The sequence below is a fragment of the Koromonas humicola genome (assembly GCF_059726255.1).
Map to the genome: position 1 here is coordinate 2,537,564 of NZ_AP040873.1, position 22,365 is coordinate 2,559,928.

General features: G+C 55.9%; 18 protein-coding genes and 1 tRNA gene. 11 read left to right on the forward strand and 8 right to left on the reverse strand.

Annotation, left to right across the window (positions count from 1 at the left end; translation table 11 throughout):
• Positions 1–38: 38 nt before the first annotated feature.
• The 4 genes from AC6IZD_RS11020 to gluQRS form a co-directional block, all read right to left on the reverse strand.
• Complete coding sequence (locus tag AC6IZD_RS11020) at positions 39–1,169, reverse strand: hypothetical protein (RefSeq protein WP_497783370.1); 1,131 nt, start codon at positions 1,167–1,169, stop codon at positions 39–41.
• Positions 1,169–2,788 (reverse strand): c-type cytochrome, encoded by a 1,620-nt coding sequence (locus tag AC6IZD_RS11025; RefSeq protein WP_497783371.1) that lies wholly within the window; start codon positions 2,786–2,788, stop codon positions 1,169–1,171. Before AC6IZD_RS11025 ends, AC6IZD_RS11020 begins: the two co-directional genes overlap by 1 nt.
• A gap of 169 nt (positions 2,789–2,957) precedes the next feature.
• On the reverse strand, positions 2,958–3,209 hold the full coding sequence (locus tag AC6IZD_RS11030) for a 4Fe-4S dicluster domain-containing protein (protein ID WP_497783372.1): 252 nt from the start codon (positions 3,207–3,209) through the stop codon (positions 2,958–2,960).
• 105 nt (positions 3,210–3,314) lie between these two features.
• The gene (gluQRS, locus tag AC6IZD_RS11035) at positions 3,315–4,178 is read right to left on the reverse strand and encodes a tRNA glutamyl-Q(34) synthetase GluQRS (protein WP_497783373.1); all 864 of its coding nucleotides are present in this window, start codon (positions 4,176–4,178) and stop codon (positions 3,315–3,317) included.
• A gap of 159 nt (positions 4,179–4,337) precedes the next feature.
• Here gluQRS and AC6IZD_RS11040 point away from each other — a divergent pair, with 159 nt between their 5' ends.
• On the forward strand, positions 4,338–4,838 hold the full coding sequence (locus AC6IZD_RS11040) for a hypothetical protein (RefSeq protein ID WP_497783374.1): 501 nt from the start codon (positions 4,338–4,340) through the stop codon (positions 4,836–4,838).
• Between the two features lie 191 nt (positions 4,839–5,029).
• Complete coding sequence (locus tag AC6IZD_RS11045; protein ID WP_497783375.1) at positions 5,030–6,370, forward strand: MFS transporter; 1,341 nt, start codon at positions 5,030–5,032, stop codon at positions 6,368–6,370.
• A 39-nt stretch (positions 6,371–6,409) separates the two neighbouring features.
• Here AC6IZD_RS11045 and AC6IZD_RS11050 read toward each other — a convergent pair whose 3' ends face one another.
• On the reverse strand, positions 6,410–7,174 hold the full coding sequence (locus AC6IZD_RS11050; protein WP_497783376.1) for a phenylalanine 4-monooxygenase: 765 nt from the start codon (positions 7,172–7,174) through the stop codon (positions 6,410–6,412).
• Between the two features lie 168 nt (positions 7,175–7,342).
• Here AC6IZD_RS11050 and AC6IZD_RS11055 point away from each other — a divergent pair, with 168 nt between their 5' ends.
• Together AC6IZD_RS11055 and AC6IZD_RS11060 are read left to right on the forward strand one after the other, a co-directional pair.
• A complete protein-coding gene (locus tag AC6IZD_RS11055; RefSeq protein ID WP_497783377.1) occupies positions 7,343–7,651 on the forward strand; it encodes a DUF3467 domain-containing protein in 309 nt (102 codons plus the stop codon).
• A 2-nt stretch (positions 7,652–7,653) separates the two neighbouring features.
• Positions 7,654–9,297 (forward strand): glycosyltransferase, encoded by a 1,644-nt coding sequence (locus AC6IZD_RS11060; RefSeq protein WP_497783378.1) that lies wholly within the window; start codon positions 7,654–7,656, stop codon positions 9,295–9,297.
• A 376-nt stretch (positions 9,298–9,673) separates the two neighbouring features.
• Here AC6IZD_RS11060 and AC6IZD_RS11065 read toward each other — a convergent pair whose 3' ends face one another.
• A complete protein-coding gene (locus tag AC6IZD_RS11065) occupies positions 9,674–10,846 on the reverse strand; it encodes an Ig-like domain-containing protein (protein WP_497783379.1) in 1,173 nt (390 codons plus the stop codon).
• Positions 10,847–10,866: 20 nt separating this feature from the next.
• Here AC6IZD_RS11065 and AC6IZD_RS11070 point away from each other — a divergent pair, with 20 nt between their 5' ends.
• Positions 10,867–11,148 (forward strand): hypothetical protein, encoded by a 282-nt coding sequence (locus AC6IZD_RS11070; protein WP_497783380.1) that lies wholly within the window; start codon positions 10,867–10,869, stop codon positions 11,146–11,148.
• Positions 11,149–11,203: 55 nt separating this feature from the next.
• Here AC6IZD_RS11070 and AC6IZD_RS11075 read toward each other — a convergent pair whose 3' ends face one another.
• Complete coding sequence (locus AC6IZD_RS11075) at positions 11,204–11,788, reverse strand: uracil-DNA glycosylase (RefSeq protein ID WP_497783381.1); 585 nt, start codon at positions 11,786–11,788, stop codon at positions 11,204–11,206.
• A 393-nt stretch (positions 11,789–12,181) separates the two neighbouring features.
• Here AC6IZD_RS11075 and AC6IZD_RS11080 point away from each other — a divergent pair, with 393 nt between their 5' ends.
• The 5 genes from AC6IZD_RS11080 (at position 12,182) to lon (ending at position 19,376) form a co-directional block, all read left to right on the forward strand.
• Entirely contained in the window at positions 12,182–12,751 is a 570-nt protein-coding gene (locus AC6IZD_RS11080) for a hypothetical protein (protein ID WP_497783382.1), read from the forward strand.
• Between the two features lie 194 nt (positions 12,752–12,945).
• On the forward strand, positions 12,946–14,298 hold the full coding sequence (tig, locus tag AC6IZD_RS11085) for a trigger factor (protein ID WP_497783383.1): 1,353 nt from the start codon (positions 12,946–12,948) through the stop codon (positions 14,296–14,298).
• Between the two features lie 116 nt (positions 14,299–14,414).
• Positions 14,415–15,005, forward strand: a complete 591-nt coding sequence (gene clpP, locus AC6IZD_RS11090) for an ATP-dependent Clp endopeptidase proteolytic subunit ClpP (protein WP_497778464.1) — start codon at positions 14,415–14,417, stop codon at positions 15,003–15,005.
• Positions 15,006–15,326: 321 nt separating this feature from the next.
• Entirely contained in the window at positions 15,327–16,604 is a 1,278-nt protein-coding gene (clpX, locus tag AC6IZD_RS11095) for an ATP-dependent Clp protease ATP-binding subunit ClpX (protein WP_497783384.1), read from the forward strand.
• Positions 16,605–17,024: 420 nt separating this feature from the next.
• Positions 17,025–19,376 carry an endopeptidase La gene (gene lon / locus AC6IZD_RS11100; protein WP_497787575.1) on the forward strand — a complete coding sequence of 784 codons (2,352 nt, stop codon included), beginning with the start codon at positions 17,025–17,027 and terminating at the stop codon, positions 19,374–19,376.
• A 104-nt stretch (positions 19,377–19,480) separates the two neighbouring features.
• Here the strand turns inward: lon and AC6IZD_RS11105 are convergent, their stop codons facing one another.
• Positions 19,481–21,754 (reverse strand): TonB-dependent receptor, encoded by a 2,274-nt coding sequence (locus AC6IZD_RS11105; protein WP_497783385.1) that lies wholly within the window; start codon positions 21,752–21,754, stop codon positions 19,481–19,483.
• Between the two features lie 152 nt (positions 21,755–21,906).
• Here AC6IZD_RS11105 and AC6IZD_RS11110 point away from each other — a divergent pair.
• Positions 21,907–21,995: transfer RNA gene (locus AC6IZD_RS11110), tRNA-Leu, on the forward strand.
• Positions 21,996–22,365 lie beyond the last annotated feature (370 nt).

Genomic DNA, 22,365 nt, shown 5'->3' on the forward strand with positions numbered 1-22,365 from the left:
GCGACGCGAACGCCGCCCCAGTTTCTAAGGTGTATGCATCAGACGCTTGTAGTCTTCGCCATCACTTGCGCTTTCTTGCTCCTGGCCACGAGCCACAACATGTAACCGACCGTCAGCAGCCCGCCGACAAACAACACGAGAAACAGGACGATAACTCCAGTCTGCGAATGCACTGCCAGCCCACTGAGATTTGCATATGGCCTGAGATAAGCCACCCGTAGCAAATACCGGAGGCACACCATGAGGAAGAGCGTGACCAGCGACATGCCGAACCCCGCATGCACCAGCTTCGAAGGCTTCTCGGAAAGGCTGCCAATCAGAATCAGCAACATGGCGGAGATCACGGACATCAGCGCCACTCCAAACACCGCGCCAGCCAGCGGGTCGCGCAACAAGGTCATCGCAATCTCGCGTGGAATTGCCAGCAGTAGCCACATGCCGAGCAGGAATTGCAATCCCGTGCACGCAGCAAAGACCAGCGCCGAACGTTGCACAATCCAGCGCCCGTACTCGACATCAGCCTTCATCTTGCGCATGCCGAGATGAGCGAGAATCGCCGAGAACAGCGCAACTGCACCATTCACAATGTGCAGGTATCGCGGAAGGACGCTGTGATCACCGAGGTTCAGGTTCCACCCGTTCGGGTGCGCGCGGTACATGGTAAGCCAGCGCTCGGGGCCGAGCATCAGGGTCATGTTGTTAACAAATATGAATGCAATACCAAGAAGCACGCATACCGACAGCGCCAGCACGTATGCGGCGTTTCCCTTCCCCGTCGCGGCCGTGTAGGAGAAGTAGTAATAGCCGTAATAGGCGACCATCACCAGCGGAACTACCATCAGCCACAGCGAGCCGATCAGGATGGAACTGGTGTACAAGAAGTTCCCGTAGAGTACCTGCACAAAAAGCAGCGCCGCGACCCCGAGCGTGACCGTAAACGCCAGGAACGCTGGGAGCATTCGTGACAGCTCGTTAGCGAGCCGCCGCGAATAGGGGTGCTCCGAGTTGCGCCCCCGGAGATAGTTCCATAGCGTCCAAATTCCTCCGCCCAGTGCGGAGTTCATTGCCACCACGTGCAAGGTAAATACCACGAGCAGAAGCGCGGTGAATAGCCACACCGGCCCCGGCAAAGGCAACGGATCAACATGCGGAATAGGAACGGTCTGCATTAGCGCACCTCCCTGCCGCCTGCGATTGCACGGTGCGCAGTGGGCAATTTCAATTCAGAATGCGTAGCGCCGGTAGGCATGTCAGCCGGGCTCGATTTGTGCGGCACAGGCTTGTTTGCCTCATGCGCAATGTAGAACGCTAGCGCCTGCGCCTGATCATCGGGAGCATTGAACTTCGGCATATTGCTGCTCATGGAGTCGAGTGCTGGGAATACGTCCTGCACTTGTGCGGCTGTCGCATTCTCAAACGCACCTCGCAAAGGCCGGAAGTTTCCATTGACCGAGTGGCAATGTCCGCAACGTGCGCCAAAAACTTTCTCGCCCACCTCAAGCCGATTCGCGTCCGTGATGTTGAATTTCCATTCCGAATTCAGAGAAGCAAGATACTGTCCCAAAGCTTTGCGGTCCTGCTCGTTTCCTGAATAAGGAGGCATCGTGCCGCGAAGCATGTGAATGTGTTGCAGGATGTCGGCCGCGAAATCGGCGTCCCATCCGTCCACCCGCTGCCTCATTCCGCGATATCCACCCTCGGCATGGCAGCTTGCACACTGCAATTGGAAGAGATTCTTTCCGTACTCCACACCAGCCGTGTTGTCCGTCAGCAGGAAGTTTGCTGTGTGACTCACACCTGTCTGCTGCAAGGTCTCCACTTGAGTCGTGCGCAGATCATTCGCATATACGACCTGATTGATGACCCACGGCTTGCGAACAAACTCGCGCAGATACTCGCCCGCACCGATCATGCCCAAACCACACAGCACAAGCACCGCCACCACAGGAGCACGCATCCAGCGCGGCTTCCAAAGGCCAAAGATCAGCGCGAGCAACAACGCCGTCAGGGTGAACCCAACACCGCCACGAATCGCGTGCCGTACTCCGACCAGCACACCATTCATATAGACCTGCGAAAACTTCGGAATCAGCGCAAAGTACCACCACAAGGACAACGGAAGCACCAACGAGCCAACGACGATCCACAGGGACGACCAGCGAGCGATTCTTTCACGGCCTTCGTTCCGTGGCAGCGTTATGTATCCAAAGATACCGGCCAGGATGACGCTGACTGCAGTTCGAGCCACGAGCGATGGCAGGAATGTCGGATTGAAGATTCCGTCCCAGAAGTTCTGGGTCTGCACCCAGCGCCCGGGTGTCAGCATGAAAGTGAGAATCCCATTGATGATGAACAGGCTCATCCAAGCCGCAACAAAGTAGATCCAGCCGACGATCTGGTGTTCGCGTGCAGGTAGGCTCTGCCACGTGTTGGCGTAAATGATGGCCGCCGCAATCTCAACAAAGAAGAAGATCCACTCGATGGCCCATGCCCAAACAAACGTGTGAATCAACATCGAGGTGGCTTCGGGGCTGACAAGCCCAATGGTGAACCAGATACCAACTCCGCTGATCGCGCCAAACACGAGCGTCAGCAGGGCAAAGAACTTCGAGTGACGCCGGCAATACTCCAGCACTGCACCGTCGTTCCTCCGACGAGCCAGATGCTCGGTGGCCACGAGAAAGAAGCCGCCACCAACGGCGAAATGGGAGATAAAGACATGTAGCACCGCGACCAGCGCAATCAACATGCCGCCTGGTATCGCTAATTGCCAGTGTGGATAGTTCAAGGATTACGCTCCTTGGCTGAATACGGATGACTACATGTGTATCTTCTATCGGTGCTGGACGGAATGCAACGAACATTGGCGCAAACAGATCATCCCAGGCCGAAGCACTGGGATGATCTATTTCGAAACGAATGTAGTCGAAGAACCGCTTCCTTAAGCCAAGGCCAGATTAAGCGTAGTAAGCAGCGTTCTTTTCTGCGAAGTCCTGCTTGTCCCCGGGCAGTTCATCAGCAGGGTAAATCGAATTCGTCGGGCACTCCGCGATGCAGGCGCCGCAATCCATGCACTCGGCCGGATTGATGTAAAGCTGCGGAGCAGCCTCGTACGTGGCCTCGTCCGTCGTGGGGTGGATCGCACCGCTAGGACAGGAATCGGCACAGAGGTTGTCTTTCACGCAGGTATCGGTAATGACGTAGGCCATCTCTCTAGTCTCCTTGCGCGGTACCGGGTTCAGAGGATGCGGATCCAAGTTCTGCCCGCGCGCATTTTGATCATAGAACGCAGGGTCGGGCGTGACTCTGTGATTTTAGTCACTTTTTGATACTGGTCGTTCTAATTTCTCGGCCATAGCCCGTACCTGCTCGGGCGAGAACCCCTGCCCACGCAACTCGCGCAGGCTCAAGGAATCGTGGCGCTTAGCGAGTCTCAGGCCTGCTTCATCTTTCATCAGTTCGCAATGGTAGTAGGTCGGACTCTTAAACCCGAGTGCCCTTTGCAGCAGAATTTGCCGGGCGGTAGAACGCAGCAGGTCTTCGCCCCGAACTACCTCCGTGATTTTCATGGCTGCATCATCTACAACGACAGCCAGCTGGTATGCGGGAACGTCATCGCGCCGCCATACTACGAAATCGCCGAAGTCCATGCCCGCCTTGAAGGCTTGATGGCCCAAACGTTGGTCTTCAAATTCGATCAGCTCGCCATCGGGCACGCGGAAGCGCCAGTTGAAACCGCCCGGCGCGGCTGCCTCGATCCTTCGATGGCGGCATATGCCCGGATACACTGGCTCATCATTGTCATCGTGAGGTGCGCTGGCCGACATCACAAGGTCTTTACGCGAACACGTGCAGGGATAGATCCAGCCCTCGCTCAGGAGTTTGCGCCATGCGGCCAGATAGAATTCCCGCCGCTGGCTCTGCGAATAAGGACCATACGGTCCACCAACATCGGGTCCTTCCTGCCACTCAATGCCGTACCAGCGCAGGTCTTCATACATGGCTGATACGAACTCGGCACGGCATCGCTGGGTATCAAGGTCCTCGTTGCGAAAAACCAGTATGCCTCCGACCTGCCGTGCCCGCTCGAAGGCCCGCCAGAATGTCCGAGCGTGCCCCAGATGCAGGTAGCCGGTTGGCGAGGGCGCGACGCGTCCCCGATAAAAATGAGAATTCACATCATCGATTCTACTTCGAGCTTGCAAACATAGACGTCACCTCGATAGGTGATCACAGTCGGACGAGGTTCACGCTTGTTTACCTAAATTCCCTGCGCGTTCTCTCGACTTCGCTTTCGGGGCGGAAGTACGATGAGCTGACATTTGGATGGAGGAGCTATGAATCGAGACGTTCCAACAATCGTGGTTCTGGCGTTTGGCATCTGCTTCATCCCTGCATTGTTTGCCGGAGTCAAAGACCCGGCTCCTGCGCCAGTCCCCACGCAAATACTAATGGCGACGAAGGTGTTTATCGCGAATGGAGGAAGTTCGGTCGAAACAGCGGACACCATTCCGCCCAACCTTCCCTACGACGAGTTCTATGCAGGCATGAAGACGCTCGGAAGGTTCGAACTTCTTTCGAGCCCGGCAGAGGCCGATTTAGTTCTGGAACTTCGATTCGTAACTGTCTCCCCTACCCTCTTCAGGAAAGAAGGTGAGCGCACGAAGCGTCAATTGGAACTGCATATCATCGACCCCAGAACCCACGTGACACTCTGGACAATCTGCGAGCAGTTTGATGGGGCAATCTTGGATTCCAATAAGCGCAAGGATCTGGATCAAGGCGTGGCTGCGCTCATCAATGACGTGAAGAAGCTGACGACGACTCCTATTCCATAATTCATTCGGAGCGTGGTCTTTGTGTGATGCGCTGTGGTCAGGTATTCTGAAGGCAAGAGATGGGAATGACGCGTTGTGGGTATCAACAGAACAAGAGCCAAACAGGGTGTGAAGTAGAACCTCAGGAACCCACGCAAAACGCGGCTTCAGACGAACACGACGGTCTTCCAACACCTCGAAGATACTGGGCCATGCTAACCATAGCAATTGCGGTTGGCATGACTGTGATCGACGGCACGGTTGCGAATGTCGCGCTGCCCACCATTGCGCGAGAAGTCGGCGCAAGCCCCGCATCTTCAATCTGGATTGTGAATGCGTATCAGCTCGCGCTTGTCATTCTTCTGATTCCGCTCTCGGCATTAGGGGACATTGTCGGTTATACGAGGGTGTACCGAGCAGGCTTCATTCTATTCACCATCTCATCCCTATTCTGCGCGCTCTCCCATTCTCTGCTCGGATTAGCGCTGGCCCGTTTTGCTCAGGGAATCGGCGCCGCTGGAATTGTCAGCGTCAACCTGGCAATCGTGCGCATGATCTTCCCCGCGAGAATGCTTGGTAGAGGAGTAGGTCTGAACGCTATGGCCGTAGCTGTATCCTCAACTTTGGGACCTACCATTGCCGCAGCAATTCTTGCGATCGCTCCGTGGCCCTGGCTGTTTGCTATCAATGTTCCGATGGGCATCTTTGCGCTGATCATCTCATCGATAACTCTCCCCAAAACCTCGGGGTCAGGACGCGAATTCGATATTCGAAGCGCGGTGTTGAGTGCTCTTGCCTTCGGCTCTTTGCTGGCCAGCATCGAGGCACTCGGCCATGGCGAACCAAGATGGGTTGTAGGTTGTGAATTTGCCGCAGCTATCGTGATCGGAACAGCTTTCGTGCGCAGACAAATCGCGCAGCCAGCGCCACTGTTTCCAGTCGACCTTTTTCGCAGCCCAGTGTTTAGCCTTTCCATCGGTACTTCGATAGGATCCTTCACTGCGCAGATGTTGGCCTATGTTTCGCTTCCATTCTTTCTGCAGAATGTTCTGGGCAGGACTCAGATCGAAAGTGGATTTCTGATTACCCCGTGGCCTTTGGCGACCATGATTGCCGCCCCAATCGCCGGGTATCTCGCAGATCGGTATCCAGTAGGTATCCTGGCCGGAGCAGGGTTGGGCACTCTGACCTCGGGCCTTCTGCTGCTGCTTTCCATGCCGCATCATGCTGGAGCATTTGCCATATGCTGGAGAATGGCGGTCTGCGGTATGGGATTTGGATTCTTCCAGGCGCCCAATAATCGGGAGATCATCTCCTCAACCCCACGCGAGAGAAGCGGAGCCGCCAGTGGAATGCTTGGAACTGCACGCCTCACAGGTCAAACCCTTGGCGCGGCACTTGTGGCATTGATCTTCAATAAATTTGCTGGTGCGAGTAACGCGACTTCTCTTCTGGTCGGCGCCTGCTTTTCGTTCGTCGCTATGATCGTAAGCTGCATGCGTATTGGCCGCCCTAGCGCAGCGCTCTCCAACGTCACTGAAGCCACACGATAGAACGAAGCCCGCCCTCAATAATGGGCGGGCTCTGAATCCCTATGCGGCTTTGACTCTCTCGACGATTTCCCTCGCCTCTGTCACTGCTCCCATCACTTCATCAAATGATTTGATAGCAAACAGTCGCTTGTGAACCTCATCGACTTTCACTGTTGCGTTCAGCACTTCGTCGACGTTGAAATCACGAATTTCGCAGCCGCCCGTAATCACATTCGTGCACTCGGCCTGCGATGAAGCCACTCCCGAGCCATAGACCTTCACCTGTCCATCTTGCCGAATCAAACCGAACTCGAATGTGTACCAGTACAGGCGTCCCATGCGCTCTAACTTCTCTTCGCTCTCCATTGAGTAGCAGACGCGACCATACTCGGCGACGGCATCGGCAAATCGTTGCTCGGCAAACATGGGCAGATGCCCTAATGCATCGTGCAGAATGTCCGGCTCCGGGATGTAGTCCATCGACTCGCGGCTTCGTAGCCAAGTGGTAGTTGGAAACTGACGATTGGACAACATCTCGAAGAACGCGCGTGACGGCATAAAGCCCGAGACGGGCTGCACCTTCCAGCCAGTACGTTGCTCGAGTTTGCGGCTGATCTCGGGGAGATGCGGGATCTGTTTCTGCTCCAACCCGAGCGCATTCCAGCCCTCAAGGTACTCGCGACATGCAACCTGTCGCAGTTGCGACATGCGACGCTCAACCAGTTCGCTCCAGAGCGCATGCTGGCCAGGTGTGTATTTGGAGTAGTCCTGCTCAATCAGGAATGGTTTTGCCGCGACCAGCTCGGTGTGCTCCAAACTTGGCATCGGTCACCTCGTGGATCTCCCATGAAGAGCGGGAGATGCGTTTATCTGAGATGCCACAATCGGGGTCGAAGTAGAGCGGTAAAATGCTCACTTGTTGGCGACACCTGGAACGCCGTCGTCGTGCCATTCCGGGCAAACTTTGTTAGGCTGTCTTTCGGAGACTCTCCAATGTCTAATTTCAATAACAATGATGATCAGCCCGAAATCCGTATCCAGAATTCGGAGGATTACCGCGAGGGCTATTCAAACAGCGTGCAAGTTCGCATGAGCGTATGGGACTTCTTCCTGGCGTTCGGCATGGCAGTCCCGGGTAATGGCCCCGGCATTGAGCTGCGCAACTTCCAGGGAATCTACCTGAGCCCGCAGCAGGCAAAGGCACTGGCCATCATGCTCAACCAGAACGTCCTTAACTACGAGCAGACCTTCGGCGAAATCAAAATCGATCCGCAGTTCGCACAGAACGGACCGATTCACTAGGCATGCACAGCAAGCCCCCGCACCCCCCTGCCTCAGACTCTCTGGTCCGGGATCTGCTGGGGTTTGCCATCCTGTTTGCCGGGCTATGGCTGCTACACCTGCCTTGGCTCGGGCTCCCCTATTTCTGGGACGAGGCGGGATACTTCATCCCAGCCGCTCACGATCTGCTGCTCACCGGTGACCTGATTCCGCACACCACATTATCCAATGCTCACCCACCGCTGGTGATGATCTGGCTGGCTCTGTGCTGGAAGCTGACGGTCTACACTCCACTGATCACGCGCACGGCAATGCTGATCGTGGCAGCATTCGGGTTCACAGCGCTGTGGAGCATCGCGAGACGGGTTGCTGGTCCAGAGGTGGCCATCGCCACCGTTGTGCTTACGGCGTTGTCTCCGACTGTCTTCTCGCAGTGCATGATGGCCCAGTTGGATATCGCGGCTTTCGCGCTGGTGCTGTGGACGCTGGATGCGCATTTGCGGGGGTTCCGATGGCAAGCAGTCGCGTTTGCCGCGCTTGCGGCGGTGGCAAAGGAGACGACAGTTGCGATCACGCTGACCCTGTTTGGGGCTGACCTGCTGGGAGCGATTGCGTATAAGGTTCGTCCCGAGTTGGCAGGTAAGTGGTGTGTCAGACGTGAGACTGTGTTGCGCAGCGCGGCGTACCTAATCTCGCTGCTGCCGCTGGTTGCGTGGTATGCGTATCACTTCCATCGCACCGGACACGTCTTTGGGAATCCCGACTACTTGCGCTACAACGTCGGAGCGACGGTCACACCGACGCGCATCCTGTTTGCCGGACTGATGCGGCTGTGGCACGCGACAGGGTACATGAACCTGTTCGTGCTTACGGCGTCGGCGGTAGTGCTGGTATGGAGCGCGCGGTCCGCATCATCAGATGCTCTTGGCATTCGCCAACACAAGGCGGATGTGGGCCACCAAAGGCAAATTGCCCCGAGCGTGCAGCTATTGCTCATATTGGTGATCCTTGCCCAAGTGGCGGAGTTCTCGGTAGTCGGCGGCGCGTTGCTGGCACGCTACATGATCGCGGCGGTACCGCTCACGGTTCTGCTGGCGACGAATGTGCTCCGCATGTATGCACCGCAATGGAAGCTCTGGGTTGCGGGATGCGCGGTCGCCTTCATGGCAGCGCTGTTCTTCAATCCTCCATGGTTCATCTCTCCGGAAGATAACCTGACATGGACGCGGTTTGTGCGCATGCATCAGGAGGCGGCGAGCTATGTTGAGAAGCACTATGCAGAAGACCGGATTCTGACCGCGTGGCCCGCATCGGACGAGCTGAATCGTCCGTTCCTCGGCTATGTGCAGAAGCCGTTGACCGTTGTGCGCGTCGAGAACTTCACACCTGAGGAAGTGCTGCGCGCTGGCCAGCAACCCGAAAGCTTCGATGTCGTCGTGGCGTTCTCAACTAAGTTCGAGCCGCAGCGCGGCGTTTTCCAGCGCATTCCGGGATGGACGCGAATCCAGACGCGCTACTTCGATTTCCATCAGGACTTGCCGCCGCAAGCGATTGCTCGCATGTTGCACGGAAGGATTGTGTGGAAAGCCGCAATCAACGGAGAGTGGATTGCCATAATCGAGGTGGACAAGATCAGGAATGCAGAGGTTTTCGGACTTCGTTTTTAGGGTTTGAGCGAGCGCAACACGGGTCGCACCCCTCCCCCTATATTTCCCGTCAAAAATTTGAAAACAAGGTACTTAGGACCACTAGATACCCCCTAACTTCAGAGTACCACATGGGGGAGGGCTATCCCTCAGTGGGAGAGCAGGAGGATGTGGTTTGTTTTCACGATGTTAGTTGATAATTTTCGGTTTTGAGGGTTGACAGGGTTGGGCGTAGGTGACCTGAGGCAGAGGCGAAGATGGGAAGGGCGTAAGGATCCTTCGTCTGCGACTCAGGATGACAGCAAAAGCAAAAAACAAGGTCAACTACCCACCCTAAACTCGAAAAACGCGAGTTTAGGGTGGGGCACCCGGGCGTGCGCTGCTAATCAGTGTGGACTCACCAGGCGGTGAGGTTCACGCGATCGAGCCAGACATCGTAGTTGGTAGCGTTTCGGACTTCGTCCATCTGGAAGGCGACATTCAATTCCTCGCCTCCGGCTGGCTTGGAGCCAAAATAACGGTTGATGTAGGACTTATTGCCATTGAGCGTGATGGAGATGAAATGCTCCTGTCCGTTGACGCGCTCGAACTCCAGCACAACATGATTCCATGTGTAGGTGGGTGGGGCCGAGCAACCTACGCCGGTGTGGACCCATGCGGTGGCGGCGTTGTTCCAGACGTCCCACTGATGTGCAGCGACGTTGCATTGGTGTCCAAAGATGTATCTGCGCCCGCCTGTGACCTGGTTCCCATCGAACTCAAGCGCCTGCACAGCTCCGGCGTTTGTGTAATAGAAATACAGGTTGTAGATGAAGTGGGAGGCACTTGGCTTTACAGCGAGTTCCTTCCACCAGAGCGCGTTGCCGAATGGCGTCTTTCCGCCGATCCAGAAATGCGCGGACTTGCCGTCCATCGATGGAGAGTTGGCGTACTGCGAGATGGAATACGGAACCGAAGGACCGTGTCCGCCTTCGCCAGCGCACGAACCGCAACTGCTCCATCCAGGCATTTCGTCGATGTTGGCAAAGGTGGGCCTGGGTGTGTTGGTGTTCGCAGGCTGGTTGTTCGACGCAGACGACGAATTGCCGCCCGAATTGTTGTTGGAACCGGAGCTACTACTGCCAGAACCGCTCGCCGATGATGGATTGCTGCTCGTACTGCTACCGTTTGTTCCAGTACTGTTTCCCGCTCCAGATGACGTACTCGTTGAGGCTGCTGCGATCTTCACGGTGGCTATGCCAGCCTTGGACGCATCGTCCTGGGGAATGGCCGCGACGGTGTGCGTGCCATCGGACGAGGGTGCGGTGTAGAGCCCCGAGGTGCTAATGGTGACAACCGCGGCATTGCCTCCTGCGATGTTGTCAACCGACCAAGTGATGGCGCTGGAAGAAGCACTGAACTGCTGTTTGCTTCCGTGATTAACGGTTGCAGACTGAGGCGTAACGGATACTGCGGCGGCAACAGGAGCGGATGTCTTCTCATGACTTGCACCTGCTCCGCATGCGACGAGGGTTGTGGCGACACAGACTGCGGCGGCAGCCTGGAGGTTGTGAACAGTAGTAGTTTTCATTCTCCTCCATCGATTCGTTCATGAAAGCAGTGGATCTGCTGAATGCTGACGCGCTTCACGAAGCGTCGAGCAGGGATCGTGATGCTCAAGCAGTCCACCGGTTCATGACTGAAATGGGCAATGGCATGGGCCACTGCCGTGCGGTGGTTGGGCGACGCAAGGCTTTCACCGGTCGCAACGGTTCTGAATTGTCGGGATTTTACGAACTAGGCTCTCAAGTGGGTCGAACACTCCGGGGCGCGAGACGTGCAGAACTCGGAAGCCGTAGCGACCAATTCCCTGCGGATGACCTCACGCCATAGTCGGCGTAAACTGCCTGGCCACACACAATATATGCAAGCAGGAAATCATTCAAAGTCACTGGCCATTTTCTGACAACTCACGAGCGCGTAAGAAGACGGCCTCGAACATTGCTGTCGTGAGTTTGCCAGTGGCAGTGTTCTGATTGGAAGGGTGATAAGAGGCAAGAAGCGTGATGCCATTCGGCATTCGGTATTCAGCGGCGTGGGCGAAGGTGTATTCGCTCTTGCGCTGGATCACTTGCTGTCGCCGAAGTGCGTCTAGGTACGCATCGAAGCCAATTTTGCCGAGCGCGACGATCACCCTCACATCTTTCAGCAAAGCAAGTTCGCGATCCGTGTACTCGGAGCAATTGGCGATCTCTGAGGGGAGGGGTTTGTTGTCGGGAGGCGCGCAACGTACGGCGGCGGTGATCCACAGATTGCGGAGAGTGAGGCCGTCATTTTTTTCTACCGCGGTGGGCTGAGAGGCAAATCCGAGCCGATAGAGAATGGGATACATGAAGTTTCCAGAGGCGTCTCCGGTGAACGGGCGGCCAGTGCGATTGCTGCCGTGAGCGCCGGGGGCAAGGCCCAGGACGAGCACACGGGCGTGTGGATCTCCAAAGCCCGGAACAGGGCGGGCCCAGTAGTCACAGTTCATATAGGCACGGCGTCTTTCCCGACCGATACGCTCACGGTATTCCACAAGGCGAGGGCAACGAAAGCAGTTGATGACTTCCGCTTCGAGAACGGACAGCGGTGTTGGCTGGGCGGGCTTGCGTTTGGAAGTTATTTCGGGAGCCACGGAAGAAATATACGCCGGTGCGTGTCACCTGCAGGCGGGATACGCCGGTGTCGCCAGGTGGGTCAAAGCGCGCCAGTGACTTTCGCTTGGCGGAACGGCAGGGCTAATGAGGGTAGTAGGGCCGGAATTCCGAGGTGGCTGCTCGATTTGGCCCAACGTCAGAGAAGGATCGCCCATCTTATGAGTACGCCACTTCACAAGATTGGATTTTGTCTTGGCCGTAGCAACGGCCAGAGGAGACTCGCGCAGATGAAGAAACTATTACTGGTAGCAACCCTTTCACTCGGAACGTTTGCCTTTGCTCAGACGGTGGGCAGCGGATCGGGAACCGGTGCAGCCGCCGGGACGGGCACATCGACACAGTCAAGCCAGTCAAGCACAATGCCCGGAAGCAACGTAGGCGACACGCAGGGCACTCCGCAGAACAACACGACACTACAAGGCCAGACCGGCGGCAGCACCACGGGAACATCCAGCACCTCACCGAGCGCTGATGGAACCTCCGCGGGAGCAAGCACCGGTTCAACCAATACCGGAGCAAACTCGACCTATGGTAACTCCGGCGGTACCGGAACATATGGCAGCAGCACGACGAGCAGTCCGGGCTCGATGAGCAATCCGAATGGCAGCAGTACCGGCTCCAGCACCGGCACCATGAGCAATCCCAGCAGCACGGGGTCGAGCACGGGTACGATGAGCAATCCGAATGGAAGCAGCACCGGAACGAGCACCGGCAGCAGCAGCACTACCACGACATCGCCTTCGACGAGCTCGCCTTCGTCGACCACCACCCCGGACTCGACTACGTCGCCCCGGTAACGCCTCAGAATCCCAAAATGGTAACCGCAAGCCTGTAACGGCTTGATCCCGATGTGGCCTGTAGCGATACAGGCCACATGCTATTTATGCCAGAAGATTTTCGCCCTCGGTTTGACCCACCCTCGCCTCGTCTCATACACTGAATCGTTCGCAGTCGGCAGTCGCGCCGCTGCATGTGCTCTCAGAATGAACAAATGGCCGTTCCGGCCGAAATCTTCAGAATAGTTAAGGCTACCCCGTTGACATCCACTGATTTGACATCTACCGAGTCCACCGCTGAAGTAACGAAGAACCCTTGCGAGCGCGAAGTTTCCGTCGAAATTCCTGCCGAGGACGTATCGCGCGAATGGAAAAGCGCTATAACGCGTTTGCAGAAATTTGCCCGGATCCCAGGCTTCCGTAAGGGCAAAGTGCCCACGACGCTGATCCGCAACAAGTTTGCCGATGACATCAAGTCGGAAATCGTGGAGCACCTGATCCCAAGCGCGTTCCGCGAAGAGACGAAGAAGCAGAATCTGATTCCTATTGGACAGCCGCGCGTCACTGAGCTTGAGCTGGAAGAAGACAAGCCAATGCGCTTCAAAGCTGTGTTTGAAGTTTTGCCGCCGTTTGAAGTCGAAGGCTATAAGGACATCAAGGTGACGCCCGAGCCTATCGTCGTTGACGATGCGGACGTACAGAAGACAATTGACAGCCTGCGCGAACAGAACGCTACCTACGCCAACGTGGAAGAAGACCGCGGGCTGAATGACGGCGACTACGCTTCGGTGGCATTCAAGAGCACGAGCCAGGAAGAAGGCGCAGAGCCGGTTGAGATGAAGGACGTGCTGGTCGAAATTGGCGGTGCGAACACGTTGCCGGATTTCACCAACAACCTGCGTGGGGCAAAAGCAAACGAAACTCGCAGCTTCGACGTGACTTATGCGGAAGACTTCTCGGACAAGCGTCTGGCGGGCAAGACTCTGCATTATGACGTCGAAGTCAAGGGCATCAAGACCAAGGTAGTTCCGGAACTGAATGACGAGTGGGTCAAGGATCTGGGACAGGAAGACCTGAACACCCTAGATGACCTGCGCAACCGGATCCGCGAAGGAATGGAACACGAAAAGAAGCATCAGGCGGAGCACAAGGCGAAGGACGAACTGCTGCAGCAGTTGACCAGCAAGTTCCCGATCGACGTTCCCAACGTGCTGGTGGAGAACTCCATCGATCAGCGGCTTGAGCGCGGATTGCGTTCGCTGGTGTCGCAGGGACTTCGCGCAGAGGACATCAAGCGCATGGACCTGAGCAAGCTGCGAAATGGCCAGAGGGAAAGCGCGCTTCGCGACGTGAGGGCCAACCTGTTGCTGGAAAAGATCGCCGACAAGGAGAACATCCAAGTGTCGGAGGAGGATCTGGACAAAGAGATTCAGGCGGCGGCGACACAGTCGCGCCAGAACCCTGCGGCGCTGCGCAAGCAACTGGAAGAGAACAACGGGTTGGACGGGTTGCGCCAGCAGCTTCGGTGCGACCGTGCACTGGATTTCCTGTATAAGCAGTCCGAGTAGGTGTAGTTAAAACGTTTTGTCATCATTGCGCCCCCGGCGAGCATCGAAGTCTCGGGAGCGCAATGATCAGAACTGAGGAGCGGTTAGGCCTCGGATCGTAAAGGAGCCGGACAACTATGCTTGTGCCGATGGTAGTGGAGCAAACCAGCAGGGGCGAACGCGCCTATGACATTTACTCCAGGCTACTGAGAGACAACATCATCTTTTTGGGCACGCCCATTGATGACAATGTCGCGAACCTGATCATCGCGCAATTGCTGTTCCTCTCGGCCGAGGACCCGGAAAAGGATATTTCGCTGTACATCAACTCGCCGGGTGGTTCGATCACCGCAGGAATGGCGATTTATGACACGATGCAGTTCATCCGTAATGATGTAGTGACGATCTGCATCGGACAGGCAGCTTCGATGGGCGCGATGTTGCTGGCGGCCGGAGCGGCAGGAAAGCGTTATGCCTTGCCGACATCTCGGATTTTGATCCACCAACCGCTGATCATGGGAGGCGGAATCTCCGGACAGGCTACGGACATCGACATACATGCCCGCGAGATCCTGCGCATGCGCGAGTTGATGAATCAGCTCATGGCGAAGCACACAGGCCAGGTGCTGGATAAGGTGGAACGCGACACTGAGCGCGACTTCATCATGAACGCCCAGCAATCGAAAGAGTACGGCATTGTGGATGACATTATCTACAAGCACAAATAGTAACGACGAACTCGATAGATCGGAGGCGAGGGTTGCTGAATCAGCTTCCCTCGCCTCCGTTGCAGTAAGCCCGGTTCTTTGAAAGTGCAGGACTAAGGTACTCACGTTATTGCTATGGTTCCCGTCGGAGCGCACACTGAGCGGAAGCTTTGGGCATCTAATGGGCTTGCACATCCCTTGTAGGTGCGGGAATATTAACGGATGTACGGCAGTCGTGTTCGGCAATGCAGTTGATCGAGGACAGCACCGAAAGACCAGTCTCCTGTCCAGGACCAACTTATTAGAAATACCGGGCTACCCGGGAAGTAACAGGAGTCATTAGTGAGATCCAGGTCTGGTTCTGACGAAGTATTACGATGTTCGTTTTGCCACAAATCTCAGGATGCAGTGGCGAAACTGATCTCCTCTCCCTCCGATTACCCACGCGCGTACATTTGCGATGAATGCGTCGCGGTCTGTAACTCGATTCTCGAAGATGATCGCAGCGAGGCGACTCCTGCAGCAGGGCCTAATCACTTGCCCAAGCCGCAGGAAGTCAAGGTCTTTCTGGATGAGTATGTAATCGGTCAGGAAAAGACAAAGAAAAAGCTCGCAGTGGCGGTGTACAACCACTACAAGCGTATCTACATGAACCGCCAGCGCACGAACGAGATCGAGCTGACGAAGTCGAACATTCTGCTGATTGGCCCCACCGGAACCGGCAAGACCTTGCTGGCGCAAACGTTGGCCAAAATGCTGGATGTGCCGTTCGCGATTGTGGACGCCACGACGTTGACGGAAGCCGGTTACGTTGGCGAGGACGTCGAGAACATCATTCTGAAACTGCTGCAGGCCGCCGACGGAGACGTGGCGCGCGCGCAGACCGGCATCATCTACATCGACGAAATCGATAAGATCGGCCGCAAGGATGAGAATCCCTCGATCACGCGGGACGTTTCGGGCGAAGGCGTGCAACAGGCGTTGCTGAAAATTCTGGAAGGCACGGTGGCCAATGTGCCTCCGCAGGGTGGCCGCAAGCACCCGCACCAGGAATTCACGCCGGTGGACACGACGAACATCCTCTTTGTTGTAGGCGGAGCTTTTGTCGGACTCGAGAAGGTAATCGAGCGCCGAATTGGCAAGCGCTCCGTGGGCTTCAAGACCGGAGAAGATGCGCAGCGTGACGATGTTACGCCGATCCACAAGCGAGACGATGAGTTGCTGCAGCAAGCGCAGCCACAGGACCTGATCAAGTTTGGCCTAATTCCGGAATTCATCGGCCGCCTGCCAGTGATGGGCGTGCTGAGTGATCTGGATGAATCGGCACTGGTTCAGATCTTGACTAAGCCACGCAACGCAATCGTGAAGCAGTATCAGCGGTTGTTCGAGTTCGAAAATGTCAAGCTGCGGTTCGCCGACGATGCGCTGACAGCTATCGCACGCGAGGCTCTGAACCGGAAGGTAGGCGCCCGCGGACTTCGAATGATTTTGGAAGAGTTGATGCTCGACTTGATGTATCAGCTACCAGGACAGAAGAAGATCAAGGAGTTCGAAGTCACTCGCGAGATGGTCGAAAATCGTGATGTTTCGATGCCGCGAGTTGAAAAGCAGGCATCTTAGCACTATCGAACTAACTCTTTAGCCCAGCCTCCACTGGCTGGGCTTTTCATTTAGAGCCGGGGCGGACTGAAACTCATCCAACAGAAAACGCAGGATAGGACATTCGCGAAAAAACCACATGATTAACTCTCGTAACCTATCGGAAGCTGCGCAAAGCTTTGGAGGGCGGGAGGATAGCCGAGGGGAACCCTTTCAGGTACGGAGTTCCCTTTCAAAATGGGCATCTACAACAAAAATGGGCTGCAGATTGCTGCAGATCTCAATTATTGCCGCCGTTATAACGTTGTAGTAGGCTCGAAAACAATCGTGGTGGGCTAGCGAGTCCTGACAGCTCGCAATGAATCTAACTGGCATACCACTAAAGGGAAGTGAGGCTGCGTGAGCCTGATTAAAGAGAAATTCGAAACCCGCAAGTTGCCGATGATGCCCATTCGGGATGTCGTCATATTTCCATTCATGATGACGCCGTTCGTCGTCGGGCGCGAGTCAAGCGTGCGTGCCCTCGAAGAGGCTCTGGCGGGAGATAAGAGAATCTTCCTCGCGACTCAGCACGACCCGGGTGTAGATGAGCCAAAGCCGGACGAGATTTACCAGGTAGGCACGATCGTGAACATTGTGCAGAGCCTGAAGATGCCCGACGGCAATATCAAAGTTTTGGTCGAAGGCATTGAGCGTGGACGCATCCTGCAGGTCAATGAGACCGAAGGCTTCTACATGTCTTCGATACGCGTGAACCGGTATACGCCGGAGATCACGCCACAGGTCGAGGCGACGATGCAACGTGTCGCTTCCCTGTTCGAGCAATACGTGAAGTTGTGCCAATCGCTGAACCAGGAAACGATTGCAGCGACGGTGCGGATGGATGATATCTCGCGCTTGAGCGACACGATCGCCGCGAACCTGCAACTCTCGATTGAGGAAAAGCAGGAACTGCTGGAGATCTTCGATCCTGCCGAGCGGCTGTCGCGCATTTCGGACGTGCTAGATATTGAGATCGAAAAGCTGAACATGGACCGCAGCATCCAGTCACGGGTGAAGCGGCAGATGGAACGCGCTCAGAAGGAGTACTACCTTAACGAGAAGATCAAGGCAATCCAGAAGGAGTTGGGGCGCGGCGAAAAGAGCGAGTTCGATGAACTGAAGAAGAAGATCGATGGGTCGGGCATGCCTCCCGAGGTGCTGGAAAAGGCGACTCAGGAGTTGAAGAAGCTCGAGGCAATGCCGCCGATGTCGGCTGAGTCCACGGTTTCGCGCAACTATCTGGACTGGCTTCTGGCTGTGCCGTGGAAGAAGAAGTCGAAGGAAATTCGCGACATCGATTTTGCCGAGCGCACGCTGAACGAAGATCACTATGGGTTGGAGAAGATCAAGGAGAGGATTCTCGAGTTCCTCGCCGTCCGGCAACTGGTAAAGAATCCGAAGGGCTCGATTCTCTGTCTCGTGGGACCTCCGGGTGTCGGCAAGACTTCGCTGGGTATGAGCATCGCGAAGGCCACTGGGCGAAAGTTCGTGAGGATGTCGCTGGGCGGAGTGCGTGACGAGGCCGAGATTCGAGGGCATCGCCGCACCTACATTGGTGCGCTACCCGGCCAGATCATCCAGATGATGAAGAAGGCGGGAACACGGAATCCGGTGTTCATGCTGGATGAAGTGGATAAGATGTCGAACGATTTCCGCGGCGACCCTTCATCGGCGCTGCTCGAGGTGCTAGATCCTGAACAGAACTTCATGTTCGTGGACCACTACCTCGACGTGGAGTATGACCTGTCGCAGGTGTTCTTCATCGCCACGGCCAACGTGCTGCACACCATTCCGGCACCGCTGCAGGACCGCATGGAAGTGTTGCGACTGCATGGCTACACGGAGCCGGAAAAGCTGGAGATTTCCCGCCAATACCTGGTTAAGAAACAGTTGGAGCAGGCTGGTCTGACGGCGGAAAACATCCAGTTTGAAGATGATGCTCTGCGCGGGATCATCCGCTACTACACGCGAGAAGCAGGCGTGCGCAACCTGGAACGCGAAATTGGAAACGTGTGCCGCAAGGTAGCACGCGCGGTTGTACGCGAAGGCGAGAAGTACTCGACCACCATCACAGCGGAAAGCCTGGCAACACACCTCGGAGTCGCGAAATTCCGCGATGCGCTCGCCAATGAGAAGAGCGAGATCGGTCTGGTGACGGGTCTGGCGTGGACCGAGGTGGGCGGATGCATTCTGACCACCGAAGTTGCAATTGTGGATGGCAAGGGCAAGCTGACGCTCACTGGCAAGTTAGGCGATGTGATGCAGGAGTCGGCACAGGCAGCAATGAGCTATCTGCGCTCGCGCTGGCAGCGGCTCGGCATTCCTCGCGACTTCTATCGCAATGTTGATATTCACGTCCATGTTCCGGAGGGGGCGATTCCGAAAGATGGTCCCTCGGCAGGTATCACGATCGCGACGGCGATCGCCAGCGCACTGAGCAAGATTCCTGTGCGTCGCGACATCTGCATGACCGGCGAAATCACGTTGCGCGGCAAGGTGCTGCCGATTGGCGGAATGAAGGAGAAGTTGCTGGCAGCTCATCGAGCCGGCATCACGGAAGCAATTCTTCCGGCGGAAAACGAACGGGATCTGGCCGATGTTCCGGAGAATTTACGCAAAGAGATGAAGCTGCACTTCGTGGATGCGATGGACGAGGTGTTGCAGATTGCGCTGGAACAGCCGCTGCCGGAGATTCCGGTAGGAACACCGTTACCGCTCGCCCCAACAGAGCAACCGGAAGCGCGACAGTAGTAGGTTTGAACGAGGAAACAACAAAAGGCCCGCTGGAAATGGCGGGCCTTTTCTTTTGCCTGACGGAGCTGTATCGGTGTCGAGTCGCAATGCGCGATGGGAGATCAGTATCTGAACCGATAGCGGACTTCCGCGTAGATTTCGCGAGGCGAATTCCAGTGGAGGCCGCCAAAGGTTACGCTGTTGTCGAGCAAGACTCGACGGTTCGCAACATTGAGGGCGTTGATTGAAAGTACACAATGCTCACCGATTGGCCGACTAAAGCTTAGGTCGAAGGTAGTGTGCGATGGAAGATAGTCTCCGGGATACAGCTCGCCGGGAAAGGCGTTGGTGAATCCGGAACCATAGGAGAGATTGGTCGCGGCATGCAGTCGCCACGGCAATACCAAATCACCACCTACGCTGAGTGTGTTGCGCTGGTCATGGTCGAGAGGCGAGAGTGCAGCAGGCCATGTGGATGGCTCGGGCACGGAAGCATTGAGCCCACCGGTAATTGCGCCTCCACCTTGGGCAATTTGATTTGAGTAGGCAAGGTGAAGCTGCGCGCGATTTGCAATGCGAGGCGAGCGAACCGTGAGTTCCCATCCACGAATCAGCACGGCCTGAATCGTAACAGGAAAGAACACGTTAGACTCGCCAATGTTGTTGTGGTCGAAGTAGTTGGTGGCTCGCGTGCGAAAGGTGTTCACATCAACAACCCAGCCGCGAATTGGAATTGCGAGGCCGAACTGATGTTCTTCATCGCGCTCTCCGTAGAGCGGGACGAAGTTGAGACTGTTCGCGTTTGCGAACTGCAGCAGCGGGCCTGACGCGGTGACAAGAGGCGGTGCCTGATAGTAGTGTCCGTAGGACGCGCGAAGCGTCCAGTGTAGGCGCGGGATTTGCAGTGCAGCGCCGAATCGTGGACTGATCGCGCTCTCGGAAATAGAGCCGCTGAAGAACGTCGGACGGACGCCTGCGGACAGAGTCAACCACGGCGTGGGCTTGAACTTTTCATCGACAAAGAAGCTGACAAGATTTCCTGTTGGTTGCTCGCGATCTACAAGAGGAGCGCGCTTGGTGCCATCGTTGAAGATCGCGCCAAGAGTCTCATGATTACGCTGGTAGAAGGTAAACATGCCAAGTTGTAAATGGTTTCGGGGGAGACGAACCTCCAGACTTACTTGACCTCCTGCGTAGGTGGAAGAGCGATCCTGACGGGTTGCGATCGGATAGTCGCTGCGGTGCCCGTCGTAATTCGCGCGATTGTAATGATAAAACGGCGATAGGGTAAGCATGGCGTTCGCACTGAACGTATGTACCCACGAGGAGTTAACGAGGGCATCTGCTTCGTGATCTCCGTCGCGCAGGCCCAGGGTGGGATACTGGCCGCTGGTTGGATTGTTCTCGATATCGTTAAGAAACGGGTCGTACGGAATCTGGTAATAATCGCGGCGTAAGGATGTCACGAAGCGGAATTGGTTAGCGGCATTGAGGTTGAAGACGATCGTGCCGAAGCCTCCGTAACCGTTAGTGGCGTCGTGAACGACCTGCGGAACTGGAGTTTGAATGCCAAGGTCGCTGCGACTGCCGTTGATGCTGGAGTAATATGCAAAGCGGCCAGTGTGATCGCCAATGCTGAACTGGTTATTGGTCTGATGAAAGCTGCCCGCGCTCAGAACCAGTTCGGCTTCTCGGTTGCGCTCGAATCCGGTGCGAGGGACAACGTTGAACACGGCGTAAGTGCGATCTCCAAGTTCTGCACCATAGCCGCCGCGATCGACTTCGAGATAGTCGATGTCTTTGGGGTCAAACTGAGGGCCGATATTCGATGCGATGTTGGTGTTGGGAACAGGGACACCATCGACGAGCCAACCCGTCTGATGTCCGCCACGAATATGAAGTTGATCGTGGGTGATATAAGAACCCGGTACAAAGTTCGTAATCATGGCTAGACTGTTGCTGCGAGAGGCGCCAGGGCTTTGCGCGATTTCGGCCCGGCTTATGGTTGTGATAGGCGCGGCGGAACCACCGAACACAGCTTCAGCCCGCTCATCGACCGTGACAGTTTCTTTCGCAGCAGCGGGAGTAAGCATGAAGTGGACTACGGGTTCCGCACCTGAATTGACGGAGAAGCTCTGAGAGGACGGAGCAAATCCTATGCTGTCGACCGTGAGGATGTAATCTCCGACAGGCACAGCCGTAAACAAGAATTCTCCGGTCGCGCTCGAGGTCGCAGTGCGGGACCAGTCGGATGATTTGGATTTCAGGAGGACAGAAGCTCCGTGAATGGGCCTGTGCTGAAGATCGTGCACAATTCCACGCGCGGATCCGAAGGACGCGGCAAACGCCGAAGCAGTGGTGAACAGAACCAGTACAAACAGAGTTCTGCAGAGCATGTAATGGTGATGTGAGTTATAGGCAGGAAGTTGGAAGAGTTGATTCAGGCCACCAGGACATCGGACCGTATCTAGGAATCAGTTGGCAGCAGTTCAGCCCCTGTGCGAAACTAGTTCTGCCTACGATAAATACCGCGGGTGCCCACCTACAAGCCGGGATGGCGAAATTGGCAGACGCAGCGGACTTAAAATCCGCAGACTCGAAAGAGTTGTGGGGGTTCAAGTCCCCCTCCCGGTACCAAGATTTTAAAAGACTTATCCCGTCCGTGTAGCAACCCAGAATGCGCGGAGACTTGGCGAGTCAATCATTGCCACCTCTGCAAGCAACCCGTCGACAGTCGCGATCCAGAGACACCACGCTGTCCCAAATGCGGGTGGCTCACCTGTGCCGCCTGTCTAGCTTGTAACTGCGAGCATTAGCGAACATCGTCGACGCCGTTTCCCCTCAATCCATTCCGTTTTGATCTTCATAACTCTTCCCACTCAACCATTCTGAACGCTGCACATCCTCTCTCGCTTCTATACAGGAAATCCCAACCACAAGGAGAACACTTCGTCGCAATGGCACGAATGGAATTCGTGCAGGCGAAAGCTCTGCCATTCTAATTACC

Excerpts from the sequence above, each read along its gene's own strand:
- AC6IZD_RS11055 (WP_497783377.1), top strand. The coding sequence starts at position 7,343 with ATGTCTAATTTCAATAACAATGATGATCAGCCCGAAATCCGTATCCAG.
- AC6IZD_RS11020 (WP_497783370.1), bottom strand. The coding sequence starts at position 1,169 with ATGCAGACCGTTCCTATTCCGCATGTTGATCCGTTGCCTTTGCCGGGG.
- tig (WP_497783383.1), top strand. The coding sequence starts at position 12,946 with ATGGCCGTTCCGGCCGAAATCTTCAGAATAGTTAAGGCTACCCCGTTG.
- lon (WP_497787575.1), top strand. The coding sequence starts at position 17,025 with ATGATGCCCATTCGGGATGTCGTCATATTTCCATTCATGATGACGCCG.
- AC6IZD_RS11065 (WP_497783379.1), bottom strand. The coding sequence starts at position 10,846 with ATGAAAACTACTACTGTTCACAACCTCCAGGCTGCCGCCGCAGTCTGT.
- AC6IZD_RS11080 (WP_497783382.1), top strand. The coding sequence starts at position 12,182 with ATGAAGAAACTATTACTGGTAGCAACCCTTTCACTCGGAACGTTTGCC.
- AC6IZD_RS11045 (WP_497783375.1), top strand. The coding sequence starts at position 5,030 with ATGCTAACCATAGCAATTGCGGTTGGCATGACTGTGATCGACGGCACG.
- AC6IZD_RS11070 (WP_497783380.1), top strand. The coding sequence starts at position 10,867 with ATGAAAGCAGTGGATCTGCTGAATGCTGACGCGCTTCACGAAGCGTCG.
- AC6IZD_RS11050 (WP_497783376.1), bottom strand. The coding sequence starts at position 7,174 with ATGCCAAGTTTGGAGCACACCGAGCTGGTCGCGGCAAAACCATTCCTG.
- AC6IZD_RS11040 (WP_497783374.1), top strand. The coding sequence starts at position 4,338 with ATGAATCGAGACGTTCCAACAATCGTGGTTCTGGCGTTTGGCATCTGC.
- AC6IZD_RS11030 (WP_497783372.1), bottom strand. The coding sequence starts at position 3,209 with ATGGCCTACGTCATTACCGATACCTGCGTGAAAGACAACCTCTGTGCC.
- clpP (WP_497778464.1), top strand. The coding sequence starts at position 14,415 with ATGCTTGTGCCGATGGTAGTGGAGCAAACCAGCAGGGGCGAACGCGCC.
- AC6IZD_RS11075 (WP_497783381.1), bottom strand. The coding sequence starts at position 11,788 with ATGAACTGTGACTACTGGGCCCGCCCTGTTCCGGGCTTTGGAGATCCA.
- AC6IZD_RS11105 (WP_497783385.1), bottom strand. The coding sequence starts at position 21,754 with ATGCTCTGCAGAACTCTGTTTGTACTGGTTCTGTTCACCACTGCTTCG.
- AC6IZD_RS11060 (WP_497783378.1), top strand. The coding sequence starts at position 7,654 with ATGCACAGCAAGCCCCCGCACCCCCCTGCCTCAGACTCTCTGGTCCGG.